Consider the following 16,352-nt stretch of genomic DNA (forward strand, 5'->3'; position numbering starts at 1 on the left):
GCTAAACTAATTGCTTCATAATGTTAATGATGGGGCCATCAGGCGTATCATTTCAATAGGTTGAGAAACATAGTATAAGCTTAAGATAATCCGATTAAAGAAGGAATCTAAAGGGCTTATGGATAAATGTACTCAAGAAGAGTTATTGTATGTGATGGAGGAATGGTTAAGAAAACATTATCTTTCATAGGAGCTGTAGTTGTGAGAAAACAAAAAATTTTATTATGTATTTTATTAGGACTTTTAATGACGGTAGTGGCTTGCGATAAGCAAGAAGAACCAGAATCGAAACCGGTTCATGTGAAAAATGAGAAGAAAAAAGAGAAGCATAAAGAACAGGAAGAATCTAAAGAAGAGAAAAGTATAAATTTAATGGACAAACAGTTGTTACTTTCAGCTACTCTTGGAGACACAGAGACAGCTATGAAGTTGATTCAGGATGGAGCGAATATAAACGTAGAAGGTGACAACGGAGAAACGCCTGTCCTTGCAGCGACGTACCAAAATCATGTAGAGACAGTTAAAGCATTAATTGGTGCAGGTGCTAATATTGAAATTAAAGATGAGAAAAAAAGTAATCCACTTCTTTATGCAAGTAGAGAAGGATATACGGATATTGTAAAAGTATTAATTAATGCAGGAGTTAATACGAAAGAAACGACTAGGTCAGGTGGGACAGCACTTATTTCTGCATCTGAGCGTGGCCATGTAGAGGTTGTTAAAGAATTATTAGAGCATACAGATATTGATGTGAATTATAAAAATGAACGTGGTGGAACAGCGTTATTAGAAGCAATTGTATTAGGAAATGGTAGTGAAAACCATAAGAAAGTAATTCAATTACTTATTGATCACGGTGCAGATGTAAACATGGCTAACAAGGAACATCTGACACCACTGCAATACGCTGAAAAAAGAGGTTTTAAAGATATTGTAAATATGTTGAGGGTAGCTGGAGCGAATGAAGTAGTACAGCCACAACAACCAGTAGAGTAAAAAACGAAAAATAATCCCATTTAGATAGACAGAATGAAGAAATCAGTTAGTATGATGGATTCAGTAATGTGTATTTGAATGGGATTTTTATTTTGAACATGAAAAATAGATTATGAATGGATGGTAAATGGAGTAAATAAGGAGGCAACCTTATTTGGCAATTGTAAAAAATGAAAAAGTAGTTTCTGTTTGTTGCAGTGCCAGAAGTACGCCCGTAGCTGCTGAGGCAAGTGTGGAAACTTTAGCTGAGTTTCAAGGGAACGGATATGGTACTGATGTTGTTACAGCCTAGGCCATATCAATACAAGAGAAAAGGCGCATTCCACTTTATAGTACTGCTTGGGATAACTTTAGTTTGCAAGCAGTGGCAAGCAAACTAAAAATCATTAACTATGGAATGAATTTACATATTGATTGAATTTTAAGTATTGTTTCGTTCTATTTATTTATATTTTAATATCTAGATTAATGTAAATAATGATATGGTGAATATTAACATTCGATTAACACCTAATTAACAATCTATCAAAACTGACTTAATAAATGCGTAATATAGTAAAGGTAACAAAATAACTAGGGTAGAGAACATTTGAGAACACCCACTTACATATAATGTGCCACTTTCTTAGGTGTGCTCTATTCCCTAGAGTTCAAATAAGGAGAAAGGCGTTCTATGTAAGTAGGTGTTTTTAGTTTGGATAAAAATAGAACAGTTAGGTGGAATAAATGTTTAAAGAACCTTATATTGCGATGATAAAGGATTGGAAAGGATACAAAGCATACAAAAAATTGCCGAAAACAGTTTTTCTTATGACTGGTTCAATGCTGGAATTACCAGAGCGTGTATATGAATTGCAGAAACATGGACATGATGTATTTCTTCATTGTGATTTTATACAAGGCTTAAATACGAATACAGAGGAAGCGCTTTTGTATATTCAAGATGTTATCGGAGCACAAGGTATTATTTCAACAAAGGGTTCAACAATTCGAAATGCTAATAAAATTGGATTGAAAACAATTCAACGTATTTTTATTGTAGATACTTTATCTCTTACTAAATCAATTGAAAATTGTAAAACGACTAAACCAAATGCAGTAGAGATTATGCCGGGGATTATGCCTTCTATTATTAAGCAGCTAGTAGAGGAAATAGAGTTTCCTATTATTGCAGGAGGGCTGATTCAAACGCGAGAAGATGCGGAAATTGCAATTCGTGCAGGAGCAAGTGCGATTTCAACAAGTCATTATGAAGTATGGATACAAGAAGAAAAAAGGAGTGCAACCTTGTGATTGAATTGAAAAATGTTTCAAAGGTATATAAAAATGCAGAAGAGACAGCGGTTAAAGGCGTATCGGTTCATATTAAGAAGGGTGAATTTTTTGTTTTAGTTGGACCTTCGGGATGCGGGAAAAGCACATTATTACGAATGATCGCTGGCTTAGAAGAGATTTCTTCAGGAGGTTTAATTATTAATGAACGTGTTGCAAATGATCTAGAGCCGAAAGACCGTAATCTATCAATGGTATTTCAAAATTATGCATTATATCCACACTTATCTGTAGAAGAAAATATTTTATTTGGACTTAAGGTAAGAAAAGTACAAAAAGAAGAGCGACAAAAGCGATTAATGGAAGCTATTGAAATGGTAGGACTGAAAGAGTATGTGAAAATGAAACCAGGCCAATTATCAGGCGGACAAAGACAGCGTGTTGCACTTGCCAGGGCAATTGTGAGTCAAGCGCCAATCTGTTTAATGGATGAACCACTTTCGAATTTGGATGCGAAATTACGTGCGCAAATGAGAATTGAAATTAGAGAAATTCAGCAGCGATTAGGAATTACGATGATTTACGTTACCCACGATCAAATAGAAGCGATGACTATGGGTGATCGTATCATGGTTTTAAATAAAGGAAGTATACAGCAAGTTGGAACACCACTTAACATATATAACGAACCAGCAAACGAATTTGTTGCAAGCTTTATAGGTTCTCCTTCTATGAATATAAATGATGGGGAAGTAAATAAAGAAAAAGGTGTATTACATATAGGACAATTGCAAATTCCATTATCTATTAGACAGTTAAAGCAATTACCAGAAGGAACAATTCGCATAGGCATGCGCCCTGAGCATATTGCACTGTCTGAGGAGGGACAAGAAGTGACGTTGCAATCTGTAGAAGTATTAGGGAATGAATCTATATTGAACTTTGCGGTAAATGGAACAACTTGGAGTGCGAAAGTTATCGGACAGTTACTCCTGAACAAAGGTGACAAAGTAAAATTATTATTCTCGCAAGAAAAGTTATGCTTCTTTAACGAAAACACGAATGAACGCTTAAAAGTGGTAGCTGAAGAAGAGTTGAAAGTGGTGGCGAAATAATGATCGAAGTAAGTAAGTTACCAGTTCAAACAAAGGTGTCAAAAAAGAAAAAATTATGGGAGAGAACGAAAGATTTAAGAATAGGATTATTGTTTTTGGCGCCATCTATTTTGCTATTTTCGATTTTTCTGTTCTATCCATTGTTTAGGACGATTTATTATAGTTTTTATTTAACCGATATACATGGAGAAGCTAATCTTTTCGTTGGCTTAGAAAATTATCAATATTTATTCTCTGATCCAGCCTTCTACAAAAGTATAAAATCAACTTTATTATTTGTTTTATATACAGTTCCTACGAGTATTATATTTGCTTTGTTTCTTGCATTGATTGCAAATGGAAAGGTAAGAGGTATTGGGTTATTCCGAGTTCTGTTTTCTTCGACGATGGGAATATCAGTAGCTGCTAGTGCAGTGATTTGGCTATTTTTATTTCATCCAAGTGTAGGATTATTTAATAATATATTAGCCTCTATGAACCTTCCTGCAATCGCATGGTTAACGAGTCCGGACTGGGCACTATTCTCTGTATCAGTTACAACAGTTTGGGTGAATACAGGTTTTGCATTTTTAGTTATATTAGGTGGTTTACAAAATATTGATACGTCTTTATATGAGAGTGCATCTATAGATGGCGCTAGTTATTTATATAAGCTTCGCCGTGTTACATTACCGATGCTATCACCAACTTTATTCTTTATTGTAACAGTAACATTAATTAGTGCGTTCCAAAGCTTTGGACAAATTGATATTTTAACGCACGGTGGACCAAATGATGCAACGAATTTAATTGTGTACTCGATTTACAAAGAGGCGTTTGTGAATCATCAATTTGGAACAGCAAGTGCACAAGCGATGGTATTATTTGTTTTCATTTTCGTTGCTACATTACTTCAATTTAAGTTTGCTGAGAGAAAGGTGCATTATAAATGATTGTTAAACAGTGGAAACAAAATTTCCTATTATACATGCTACTCATTATTAGTGCAGTGATGGTATTTTTTCCTGTACTGTATGCTTTTTTAATAAGCTTTATGACACCAGACGATATTCAAATGAGAAGGTTATTTCCGACCCAGTTTACTTTTGATAATTTCATTAATATTTTTCAAAAAGTACCGCTTTTTACATACTTATATAACAGTTTAATTGTATCGACAGTCGTTATGATTGGACAACTTATCGTATCAAGTTTAGCAGCTTATGCTTTTGTTTTTCTTCAGTTTAAAGGGAGAAACTTAATTTTCTTCCTGTTTATTTCAACGATGCTTATTCCGTGGGAAGCAACGATGGTGCCTAACTTTTTAACGATTCAAAACTTTGGCTGGATCAATAGTTTCGCCGGGATGACAGTGCCGTTTTTTGCAACAGCTTTCGGTATTTTCTTGTTACGTCAACATTTTATGACACTTCCGAATGAACTGAAAGAAGCTGCTTTTATTGAAGGGATTGGAAATATAAGATTTTTATTCAGCGTTGTAATACCGTATTGTAAAACGAGTTTTATTACGCTTGGAGTATATAGCTTTTTAACAACATGGAATATGTATTTATGGCCACTTTTAGTGACCACTGATGAAAAAGTAAGAACAGTGCAAATCGGTGTAAAGCAGCTTCAGTCTCAAGAAGTTGCAACTGATTGGGGAAGCGTAATGGCCGGTGTTACGGTTATCGTTATTCCAACATTGATTTTACTATTTTTAGGGCAAAAGCAATTACAACAAGGATTAACAAAAGGTGCAATTAAATAACTAAGAGAAGGTGGGATTTAAATGAGTCTAGTTAAAAAAGGTGCTGCTCTATTAATGGTAGCAACAATGGCATTATCTAGTGCAGCTTGTTCAAATAGTAAAACAGAGGGAAAACCTGAAGCACAGGCAAAAGTAGCACCATTTGAAAAAAATGGTGATAAAACTGTAATTCGCTTCTGGCATGCGATGAGTGGAAAAACACAAGGAGTATTAGATGGTCTTGTTGCAGACTATAATAAGTCGCAAAATAAATATGAGATAAAGGCAGAGTTCCAAGGGACATATGAAGAGTCTTTAACGAAATTTAGAACGATGTCTGCAACGAAAGAAGCGCCAGCTCTTGTTCAATCGAGTGAAATTACAACGAAATATATGATTGATAGTAAAAAAATCACACCAATTGATAGCTGGATAAAAAAAGATAAGTACGATACGTCAAAATTAGAAAAAGCAATTACAAATTATTATTCAGTTGATGGAAAAATGTATTCTATGCCATTTAATTCATCTACACCAGTATTAATTTATAATAAAGATGCTTTCGCAAAGGCGGGCTTAGATCCAGAGAAAGCTCCAAAAACATATGCGGAATTACAAGAAGCAGCGAAAAAGTTAACGATTAAAGAAGGCGGAAATGTAAAACAATATGGATTCTCCATGCTTAACTACGGTTGGTTCTTTGAAGAATTGTTAGCGACACAAGGTGCTTTATATGTAGATAACGAAAACGGTCGTAAGGATGCTGCAAAGAAGGCGGTATTCAACGGTAAAGAAGGACAGAAAGTATTTGGAATGTTAGATGATTTAAATAAGGCTGGCGCCCTTGGAAAGTATGGAGCAAGTTGGGATGATATTCGTGCCGCGTTCCAATCTGGACAAGTTGCTATGTATTTAGATTCTTCAGCAGGTGTTCGTGATTTAATCGATGCATCTAAGTTTAATGTAGGTGTTTCATATATTCCGTATCCAGAGGATTCGAAACAAAATGGTGTTGTTATTGGTGGAGCATCATTATGGATGACGAATATGGTTTCAGAAGAAACGCAACAAGGTGCTTGGGACTTTATGAAATATTTAACGAAGCCAGACGTACAAGCAAAATGGCATACTGCAACAGGTTATTTCTCAATTAATCCAGATGCATATAATGAGCCATTAGTAAAAGAGCAATATGAAAAATATCCACAGTTGAAAGTAACAGTAGATCAATTGCAAGCGACGAAGCAATCTCCAGCAACACAAGGTGCTTTAATTAGTGTATTCCCAGAATCACGAGATGCAGTTGTAAAAGCATTAGAAGCGATGTATGACGGGAAGAATAGTAAAGAAGCGTTAGATGAAGCTGCCAAAGCAACAGATAGAGCAATTAGCATTTCAGCTCGTACGAGTCAAAAATAAGAGAAAGCCGTATCCTTAAAAGGGATACGGCTTTCTTTATAGGGAGATAAGGGATCAAAGAAATGATGAAGTCTTATCTCTTTTATATGAGTAAAGGGTCTAGAGTGAATGTTGTCCTTTTCATTATTTATTTAACTCCATTGCGACTTGTTTACCATTTACGAAAACCTCTACTACCGCTACTACAACTTCCATTACTTTTTTCATCTCTCATCTCTCCTTATTTTTGTTTCATTTCTTACTCTCAGTATAAGGAAATACAGTAATTACAACTATCGAATTGGATGACAAGAGACTTACATTGTTGTAAGGATAATAGTTTAGTTTGTAATAAAGTGAAACTGTAATCAGTGGGGGGCTTACTGCCCGTTAATGCGGGATTTCAATTCTGAACTTTCTGTCGTTTTGAACTATAATTAGAAAGAGGGGGGATAATATGAAAAGAATTCTTGTTATTAGTGATATTCATGGAGAGATAGAAAAGTTCGAACAGTTATTGGAAGAAGCTCAATATGATGCGAAACAGGATCAATTAATCTTACTGGGAGATTATGTAGATCGTGGTCCAAATGCGCGTGCTGTAATTGAAAAGGTAAGAGAATTGAAAAAAGAGGGAGCACTCATTTTAAAAGGAAATCATGAAGATATGATGATTAAGGCGTTAACGACAAATGAGGAACGTTCATGGAACCATTGGGTAAAAAGAAATGGTGGAGATAAGACATTATATAGCTATGGATTTGTAGAAGAAGATATTGCGGTTAATGAGAAAGACTTCCAAAAACCGATTTTACACTCTCGTGTATTAGAGGAACATATAAAGTTTATTCAAGAATTAGATCATTACATTGAAACAGAAGAGTATATATTTGTACATGCTGGGGTTGAACCGATGAAACGAGTTTCTGAATCTGAACCATATACATTAATGTGGATCCGTAATGAATTTCATAATGGATATAGCGGTGAAAAGGTTGTTGTATTTGGGCATACGGAAACAAAAACGCTTCATGGTAGTGAGGATTGCGGAGTGTATTTTGGTAGTAATCGTATTATTGGGATTGATGGCGGGGCTGTGTATGGCGGTCAGCTAAATTGTTTAGAGTTGCCGAGTAAAAAGGTATATGTAATAAAAAATTGAAAGAGATAAGAGGAATCTTATTTCTTTCAATTTTTTATTAAGCTAAATTTAAGACAAAGTTTTTATAATAAAACTTCAAAATTTTAGAAGGAAATAGTTAAAAATGAAATTACGTAATGTAACTACATTCTTTTGTTATAAAGAGAAGAAATGTAATAATAAATAGAATTGAACTATTTGATGGAAGGTGAGAGCATGCGTTTACTTGTAGTAGAAGATAATGCTTCGTTATTAGAGTCTATCGTACAAATTTTACGTGATGAATTTGAAGTAGATACGGCAATAAATGGAGAAGATGGATTGTTTTTAGCTCTTCAAAATATATATGATGCAATTTTGCTGGATGTGATGATGCCAGGGATGGACGGATTTGAAGTGATTCAAAAAATACGAGATGAAAAGATTGAAACACCAGTCCTGTTTTTGACAGCGAGAGATTCTTTAGAAGATCGGGTGAAGGGATTGGACTTTGGTGGAGATGACTATATTGTTAAGCCATTTCAGGCCCCTGAATTAAAAGCGAGAATTCGTGCTTTACTACGCAGAAGTGGTAGTTTAACAACGCAGCAAACAATTCGTTATAAAGGGATTGAATTGTTCGGAAAAGATAAAGACGTTCAAGTAGATGGACAAAGTATTAAGTTGACATTGAAACAATATGAGCTACTAGAGTATCTCATTCAAAATAGCGGGAAGATTTTAATGCGTGAACAAATTTTTGATCGTGTTTGGGGATTTGATTCAGATACTACAGTAGCGATTGTAGAAGTATATGTGCATCATTTGCGTAAAAAATTAGAACCATTCGGTTATCAGAAAGATATTCAAACCGTTCGAGGTATTGGATATATATTAAAAGAACAATGAAAAAAGGAAGTATGTTTCAAAAAACACGCATTCGTTTGACTATAGTGAACTCATTAGTATTTATTCTATTAATAGGTATATTAGGTAGTATTATTTATTCATACACATATAAGCGTATTTATAATGAAGTGGATCAATCTATAAAAATGATGGCTCAGTATAGAGAAAAATTAGATGTTAAAATACCACCAAGAAAACGCATGGAGAATATCCAAATTGGAGATCCGCGAGTAACTAGAATAACTTGGAATGGAAAAATAGTGAAAATAGAGGGCGATAACCGTAAATTCCGTTCTATTTTTGAAGAGAATTTGGAAAGTTTTTCTCCCGAAAAATTAGAGGAGTTACAAGATATTGAAATACAAGGACGATATTTTAGAGCATTTTCGCTTCAAAAAGATGGAGAAATAGTTCAAATCGTGCGAGATATAACAGCGGAAGAAGGAATGTTAAATACTTTATTTTTAATTCTCGTTATAGGTTGTAGCATAGGAAGCCTCTGTGCGATAGGTATTGGCTTTTTCCTAGCTGGTAGAGCACTTGTACCTATTCAAAGTTCATGGGAGAAACAGCAACAATTCGTTTCTGATGCATCACATGAACTCAGGACACCACTTGCAGTTATTCAATCAAAAACGGATGTTTTATTCCAGTCACCATCCGCTACGATAGAAGAAAAAGCGATGGATATTTCTACAATTTCAAAAGAATGTAGGCGGTTATCGAAACTCGTTAGTAATTTATTATTGCTAGCACGTTCTGATTCTAATCAAATTGAGATGGATAAGAAAACATTTGAACTTGATAAATTGTTAGAAGAAATAGTAGCTCCATATAAAGAGATTGCTTCTTATCAAGAAAAAGAAATGATGCTAAAAGTAGAACGTGGTGTATCTTTTATGGCTGATAGAGAGCGGATTCATCAAATGATGGTCATACTGTTAGATAATGCGATGAAGTATACAAACGAAGGTGGGCATATTCAAATTGATTGCACGCAAACGAGTAGTTCAATTCGCATACAGGTGAAAGATGACGGGATAGGAGTGAAAGAAGAAGATATTCCGAAATTATTTGATCGTTTTTATCAAGGGGATAAAGCAAGAAGTACGTCAGAAGGAGCTGGATTAGGTCTTTCAATCGCAAATTGGATTGTAGAAAAGCATTACGGAAAAATATCAGTAGAGAGCAAATGGGGAGATGGCACTTGTTTTGAAGTGATTTTCCCTAAAAACCAAAAAATATAAGTAAGAAGACGACCTTGTTTTTACAGGGTCGTCTTTTTTTAAGGTAAAGTTAAGAAACTATTTATATTATGTATGGCATAAAGAAAGTTCGTTACATGAAGAAGAGACTAGGTGTATGTGAGTGGGGGTTATCAATCATAATGTTATCTCAAGCAGCGATGAGATGTATGTATAGTATTAAAAAAACTAGGGGAATGATGGGAAAGAAAGTATAAGAGGGAGGAATTAATTTTGAAAAAGAAAATGATGACGGTATTCACTATTGGAGTAATGAGTTTAAGTATATTAGGGGGTGCCTCTCCTTCTGAAACACAAAAAGGAAAGACAGATTACACGCAGCGCAGTAAAGAACAATTGAACAATGGTAAGATACATGCAGTGCATACAGAAGAAAAAGCAGAGAAACTAGGTATTGAAACGGAAGGAAAAGAACAAATTACACTAGAAAAAGAAATTCATGAAACAGAAGTAGGAAGGGAAGCAGAGCAGTTAGGCATATCGATTGAAGGAAAAGATGTTGGGACGCTGTCAGAAGAAATCTATGAAACAAAAGTAAAGCAAGAAGCGTTAAAGCTAGGTATATCTATAGAGAATACATCAATTGTAGATTTAATTACTCAAATTAATGCGATTAAAATTAAAGATGAAGCAGATAAATTAGGTATTTCGACAGATGGAAAAGAAATCGAAGACATCGCGGAAGAAATCTACGGAAAGAAAGTAAGAGAAGAAGCAGAAAAGCTAGACATTTCTCAAAAAGGAAAAGAAATTGAAGAGTTAGCACAAGAAGTGTACGAACAAAAAGTACAAGAAGAAGCAAAAAAACATCATATTGATTTGTATGGTAAAGATATATATCAAATATTAAGAGAAATTAATGAACAAAAGGTGCTACAAATGGCAGATGAGCTTAATATGGATAAAATGAATATGAATATTCAAGAGTTAGCGGAAAAGATAAAAAAAGATCAGCCTGAAAAAGGAAAAGAACTAAATTTTGTACCGATGGTACGAACGGATGCTGACGCATTTTATTCTTATTTAACGAATTAATAAGGGTGTGAAAGCGATAAGAAAATTGAAGTGGTATATATGTACAGCTTTACTAGGTGCAGCAATATGGAGTGTATATACAAATGGAATTCCAAAGTATGTAGAGAAGTTAACATTCTCAAATATACAAAGAGGAAAAGAAACGGAGTTTAGTAATAACGATGAAAAAGTCATCTTATCAAATGTTCCCTTAATTCAGCAGTTACCAGAATTGGATAGAGGCTGTGAAGTGACGAGTTTAGCGATGATGTTACAATACGCTGGTGTTTCAGTGGATAAGATGACATTAGCAAATGAAATAAAAAAAGTTGATTTTATAGACGATGGTGTGCGCGGGAATCCAAATGAAGGATTTGTAGGTAATATTTATACATTTTCTGAATCGGGATATGGTGTATATCATGGGCCACTTTTTCAGTTAGCGGAAAAATATTTACCTAATAAAGCTGTAGACTTAACAGGGAAGAATATAGAAGAAATTTATAAGAGTATAAAAGCAGGGCAACCTGTAGTCATGATCACAAATGCAACATTTGCACCATTAGATGCAGATGAATTTACTACATGGGAAACAAATAGTGGAGATGTTTCTATTACGTATAATGAACATTGTATTGTACTTATCGGGTATGATCAGGAATCTGTATATATTCGAGATCCACTTGAGGGTAGCTTAGATGTAAAAGTACCGAGAGAAACCTTTGAACAGGCATGGGCGCAAATGGGAAGTCAGGCAATTAGTTATGTAAAGAGAGTCAAATAAATTAGGACGAAGAGTTTTAGTAATATGACTATAAGGCGAAGGATAAAGATTTGAGGATTATAAGAGAAGTTTTATAGAGTATAAGCTGTTAAGAAATAAGAGAACTTTAGTATATATAATGCTAAAGTTCTCTTATTTTTATGATTAAAATACGTATAAGGAGTGAATATGCAAAAATGCATAATTGACGAAAAAATTACATGTTATCATTATATATTGTTTTATATATGTTAATTGTATAAAATGACACAAGTATCCACATTACATAAAGGAGGCTTATTATGCAAAAAATATTTAACTGGGTTAAATGTATGAGTATCAAGAAAAAATTAATCATTTCATTTTTTCTAATTTTAACTATACCAGGACTTATTATCGGTGGTGTTTCATATCAAACTGCCAAAACAAATTTTGAACAACAAATCACAGGTAAAGCAAAGGAAAACATTTCGATTTTAAATACTGTTATTTCTCAAAATATAGAAGAGAAATTTGTTGATGCAGCATACTTTGCAGACATCTTAACAGAGGATACATATCCAAACGGACAAGAAGAAATAGTAAGAACGAAGTTAGCGCAATATATAAAACTTCATCCAGAAGTAGAAGGTATTTATATTGGAACAGAGACGGGAAAGTTTATAAGAGAACCATTTATCCAAATGGCTGATGGGTATAATCCAACAGATAGATCTTGGTATAAAGAAGCACATGAAAATAAAGGGAAAGTAATTGTTACTGCACCATATCAATCAGCATCTACAAAAAATATGGTAGTGACAATTGCAAAAGAAGTAAAAGATGGTAAAGGTGTTATAGGAATTAATTTAAACTTAGATAACATCTTAAAAATTTCCAAAATGATTAACATTGGTGAAAAAGGTTATGCAGTTATTTTAGATCAAAATAAGCAAATTGTTAGTCATCCATCTAGAAAACCAGGTGCAAAAGTTACTGATCCTTGGATTAAACCAATTTATGAAGATAAACAAGGAAATGTGTCTTATACAGAACAAGATGATAAAAAGAATTTAATCTTTGCAACAAATGAGAAAACGGGCTGGAAAGTAGTTGGCGTTATGTTCGATGAAGAAATTACCCAAGCTGCCAGTCCAGTGTTTTATAAGACTTTGATTGTCATTGCTATCGCTATTGCATTTGGTAGTATATTAATTTATTTCATTACAAAGTCTATTACAAGGCCATTACGAAAAATAGCTGAATCGGCATATAAAATTAGTAAGGGAGATTTAACAGAGAAAATTACAATCCATTCCAAGGATGACATAGGGAAATTAGGGAATTCATTTAATGAAATGTCTACGTCTTTACAAGATGTTATTACCCAAATTAGCTTTTCAGCAGAACATGTTGCAGCATCGGCAGAAGAGTTAACAGCGAGCGTACAGCAAGCAAATGATGCGACAGATCAAATTACAATTGCAATGGAACAAGTATCAGGTGGGGCTGAATCACAAAGTCAAGGTGTTGAAGAAGGTGCGGCTACATTGCAACAAGTAAATACAGCAATTCAAGATGTAACTGGAAGCGCAGAGTCAATTTCTATTTCCTCATTACATGCGCGAGAAAGAGCTGAAGAGGGAGAAGATTTAGTTGAACAAACTGCAAAACAAATGCAGTCTATTTCTAGGTCGGTATCCGAGTCAGATGCTATTATTAAACTGCTTGATGAGAAATCAAAGCAAGTAGGAGCTATTTCTGAAGCAATTCAAAACATCGCAACTCAAACAAACTTATTAGCTTTAAATGCGGCTATTGAAGCAGCAAGAGCAGGTGAACAGGGACGAGGATTTGCTATTGTAGCAGATGAGGTTAGAAAATTAGCAGAGCAATCAGGAGAGTCATCTGGAGAGATTGCAAATTTAATTGCAGAAATTAAGGCGGATATTGAACATACTGTTAAGGCGATGGATAATGTGAATGGAGAAGTTCAACAGGGCCTTGATGTTGTAACAAAAACGAAAGTAAGTTTTACGGAAATTTTAAGTTCTACTACACATATTGTTTCTCAAGTTAATCAAATGGTAGAAACAACGAAGAGAATTGCTGGAGATGCAAATGAAGTGACAAATGCTATTGATGAAATTGCAGCTGCTGCAGAAGAAAATACAGCTAGTATGCAAAGTGTTGCAGCTTCAACAGAAGAACAGGTTAATTCCATGGAGGAAATTAGTTCAGCTTCGCAAAACTTAGCTGAGATGGCAGAAGAACTACAAGCGATGACTAGTAAATTTAAAGTATAATAACAGCAGATAAGTAAGGTGAAAATAATATCACCTTACTTATTTTTCTATTCAGCAATTAGGGGAGTCATTAACGGGATGAAAAAAAGAAGAAGACTATGGAATTTATGGAAAACGATTACATTGTTAGTTTGTACAGTTGTAATTTTTTCTTTACTTGTGACAGATATATTAATTAGTCATAATGTAGAACGGACGACGGAGGATAGCCAAGCAGAGAAGGCAAAAACAATTGCACACATTGTGGCGAATGATTCGATTGTAATTGATGGTTTGGTTGGGAAAGCAGATACCTCTGCAATCCAAACGTATACAAATAGAATATTACAAAACACAGGTGTTCAGTTTATTGTAGTTATGGACATGAATGGAATAAGAAAGTCACATCCAAATCCTCAAAAAATAGGGCATCATTTTATTGGGGGAGATGAAGGGCCTGCATTGAAAGGAAAAGAACATGTATCGTTAGCAGAAGGAACTTTAGGTATTTCCATGCGAGTGTTTGTACCAATATTTTCTGAAACAGGTGAACAACTTGGAGCTGTGGCTGTTGGTATTTCAGCAGATAATGTAAAAGAGAGAGTTAAGGAAAGTAGACATATCATTTATATTGGTGTCGGAGTTGGTGTATTAGTCGGAATTATAGGAGCAATATTGCTAGCTAGACATATAAAGAAAAGTTTATTCGGTCTTGAGCCGCACAGGATAGCAAAAATTCTTGAAGAAAGAAATACGATGCTACAATCTGTAAAGGAAGGTATTATTGCTGTAGATAAAGAGGCTAGAGTAACATTAATTAATAATGAAGCGAAACGTCTATTTAAAAAAAGCGGACTTGAAGAAGATTTTATCGGTAAAGATGTTGAGTTGTATATGCCAAATTCACGTATAAAAGAAGTATTGCAAACGGGAGAAGTACAATTAAACGAAGAACAAAATATTTATGGAATTACGATTGTGACGAATCGAGTTCCTTTATATGTAAAAGGAGAAATAGTTGGTGCAATTGCAACATTTCGTGATAAAACAGAGATTAGAAAACTAGCAGAGGAACTAACTGGTATTAGACTATATGCAGAAGCATTACGGGCACAATCTCATGAGTTTATGAATAAGATGCATGTCGTATTAGGGCTTACACATATGAAGCAGTATGAAGAATTACAGAAGTATATAAGCGGCATGGTATCAGAGCATCAATATGAAATTGGTGGAGTTATGAAAAGAATAAAAAGTCCAGTATTTGCTGGTTTTTTACTAGGTAAGCTCAGCTATGCTAGAGAGAAAAATATAAAATTAATTATAAGTGAAGATTCTTATATGCCGGAAATAGATGATGAAAGTATTACTCATGAACTTATTACGATTGTCGGAAATTTAATTGATAATGCATTAGAGGCAGTTACGAATTGTGAAAAGAAGCGAGTTGAAGTTAAGATACAACATGGGGATATACTAACTATTACAGTACAAGATACGGGAAAAGGTATACAAGAAAAAGAAATAGAGGAATTATTTACGAAAGGTTATTCCACAAAGGGAGATAACCGCGGTTATGGTTTGTATCTTGTAAAAGAAAGTATACAGCGAATAAATGGGGAAATTCATATGCATTCATTAGTAGGTAAGGGAACAACGATAACAATTGAAATACCTAAAGGTAGGGATGAGAGGCAAATATGATTAAAGTTTTAATTGTAGAAGATGACCCGATGGTAGCAATGCTAAATACGCATTATTTAGAGCAAGTAGGAGGATTTGAACTTGTTCAAGCAGTTAACTCAGTAAAGTCGGCGATCGAAATATTAGAGAAATCACGAGTAGATTTAGTATTACTTGATATTTTTATGCCTGAAGAGACTGGTTTTGAGCTTTTAATGTATATCCGGAACCAAGAAAAAGAAATCGATATTATAATGATTTCAGCTGTACATGATATGGGAAGTATTAAAAAAGCATTACAATATGGTGTAGTAGATTATTTAATTAAACCATTTACATTTGAACGATTTAAAGAGGCATTAACTATATATCGAGAAAAACTTACTTTCATGAAAGAACAACAAAAAATTAGTCAAGCGGAATTAGATTCGTTAATTTTACAAAAAGAAAAAAGGGAGCCTACTGTCACGAAAGAGCTTCCGAAAGGGTTAACGAAGCAAACGTTGCAATTAATTTGGCAGAAAATCGAGTCGTTGAATGGAAGAGTGTTTACAACAGATGAAATGGCACAATTAGTTGGAATTTCAAGAGTTTCTATTCGAAAATATGTAATGTTTTTGACTGACATTGGGGTGTTAGAAAACGAAATGATGTACCAACATGTGGGCAGACCTGTAAGTAAATTAAGATGTGTTGATCAAAAGAAAATAGAGTTTTACGTATAAGCGACTTAATATAAGTCGCTTATACTTTTTTTAATTACAAAATCAATTACAAAACTTACAAAAACTATTTTTACTATTGAAAGCGTTTTAATATTGTTA

The 16,352-nt window shown here is 34.1% G+C and carries 14 protein-coding genes and 1 pseudogene; all 15 read left to right on the forward strand.

Features of this window, described 5'->3' with window-relative positions; translation table 11 throughout:
• The first annotated feature begins 126 nt into the window (after positions 1 to 126).
• The 15 genes and pseudogenes from NST90_RS02845 to NST90_RS02915 all read left to right on the forward strand — a co-directional run bounded on the left by NST90_RS02845 (position 127) and on the right by NST90_RS02915 (position 16,253).
• Entirely contained in the window at positions 127 to 996 is an 870-nt protein-coding gene (locus NST90_RS02845; RefSeq protein ID WP_000287336.1) for an ankyrin repeat domain-containing protein, read from the forward strand.
• Positions 997 to 1,138: 142 nt separating this feature from the next.
• Positions 1,139 to 1,414: pseudogene (locus tag NST90_RS02850) on the forward strand (GNAT family N-acetyltransferase); the annotation flags it as partial.
• Between the two features lie 308 nt (positions 1,415 to 1,722).
• Positions 1,723 to 2,289, forward strand: coding sequence for a glycerol-3-phosphate responsive antiterminator (locus tag NST90_RS02855; protein WP_000472003.1), 567 nt, complete (start codon positions 1,723 to 1,725; stop codon positions 2,287 to 2,289).
• A complete protein-coding gene (gene ugpC / locus NST90_RS02860; protein WP_283748112.1) occupies positions 2,286 to 3,383 on the forward strand; it encodes a sn-glycerol-3-phosphate ABC transporter ATP-binding protein UgpC in 1,098 nt (365 codons plus the stop codon). Before NST90_RS02855 ends, ugpC begins: the two co-directional genes overlap by 4 nt.
• A complete protein-coding gene (locus NST90_RS02865) occupies positions 3,383 to 4,315 on the forward strand; it encodes a sugar ABC transporter permease (RefSeq protein ID WP_000573797.1) in 933 nt (310 codons plus the stop codon). Before ugpC ends, NST90_RS02865 begins: the two co-directional genes overlap by 1 nt.
• Positions 4,312 to 5,133: a carbohydrate ABC transporter permease gene (locus tag NST90_RS02870; RefSeq protein WP_000635946.1), complete on the forward strand. Its 822-nt coding sequence runs from the start codon at positions 4,312 to 4,314 to the stop codon at positions 5,131 to 5,133. Before NST90_RS02865 ends, NST90_RS02870 begins: the two co-directional genes overlap by 4 nt.
• A 21-nt stretch (positions 5,134 to 5,154) precedes the next feature.
• A complete protein-coding gene (locus NST90_RS02875; protein ID WP_061113508.1) occupies positions 5,155 to 6,531 on the forward strand; it encodes an ABC transporter substrate-binding protein in 1,377 nt (458 codons plus the stop codon).
• A 436-nt stretch (positions 6,532 to 6,967) separates the two neighbouring features.
• Entirely contained in the window at positions 6,968 to 7,672 is a 705-nt protein-coding gene (locus tag NST90_RS02880; RefSeq protein ID WP_000821975.1) for a metallophosphoesterase family protein, read from the forward strand.
• A 195-nt stretch (positions 7,673 to 7,867) separates the two neighbouring features.
• Positions 7,868 to 8,539 carry a response regulator transcription factor gene (locus NST90_RS02885; RefSeq protein ID WP_001238623.1) on the forward strand — a complete coding sequence of 224 codons (672 nt, stop codon included), beginning with the start codon at positions 7,868 to 7,870 and terminating at the stop codon, positions 8,537 to 8,539.
• Positions 8,536 to 9,786 carry a HAMP domain-containing sensor histidine kinase gene (locus tag NST90_RS02890; RefSeq protein ID WP_000715832.1) on the forward strand — a complete coding sequence of 417 codons (1,251 nt, stop codon included), beginning with the start codon at positions 8,536 to 8,538 and terminating at the stop codon, positions 9,784 to 9,786. The genes NST90_RS02885 and NST90_RS02890 overlap by 4 nt, the downstream gene beginning before the upstream one ends.
• Before the next feature lie 231 nt (positions 9,787 to 10,017).
• Positions 10,018 to 10,839, forward strand: coding sequence for a hypothetical protein (locus NST90_RS02895; protein WP_000728587.1), 822 nt, complete (start codon positions 10,018 to 10,020; stop codon positions 10,837 to 10,839).
• A gap of 7 nt (positions 10,840 to 10,846) precedes the next feature.
• Entirely contained in the window at positions 10,847 to 11,602 is a 756-nt protein-coding gene (locus NST90_RS02900; protein ID WP_033695246.1) for a C39 family peptidase, read from the forward strand.
• Positions 11,603 to 11,883: 281 nt separating this feature from the next.
• Positions 11,884 to 13,866 carry a methyl-accepting chemotaxis protein gene (locus NST90_RS02905; protein ID WP_001169184.1) on the forward strand — a complete coding sequence of 661 codons (1,983 nt, stop codon included), beginning with the start codon at positions 11,884 to 11,886 and terminating at the stop codon, positions 13,864 to 13,866.
• Between the two features lie 78 nt (positions 13,867 to 13,944).
• Positions 13,945 to 15,549 (forward strand): sensor histidine kinase, encoded by a 1,605-nt coding sequence (locus NST90_RS02910; RefSeq protein ID WP_000747345.1) that lies wholly within the window; start codon positions 13,945 to 13,947, stop codon positions 15,547 to 15,549.
• Positions 15,546 to 16,253 carry a response regulator gene (locus NST90_RS02915; RefSeq protein ID WP_283748113.1) on the forward strand — a complete coding sequence of 236 codons (708 nt, stop codon included), beginning with the start codon at positions 15,546 to 15,548 and terminating at the stop codon, positions 16,251 to 16,253. The genes NST90_RS02910 and NST90_RS02915 overlap by 4 nt, the downstream gene beginning before the upstream one ends.
• The last annotated feature ends 99 nt before the right edge of the window (positions 16,254 to 16,352 follow it).

It is taken from the genome of Bacillus sp. FSL E2-8900, from assembly GCF_037966225.1.
In the GTDB taxonomy this organism is placed as follows: Bacteria; Bacillota; Bacilli; order Bacillales; family Bacillaceae_G; genus Bacillus_A; species Bacillus_A cereus.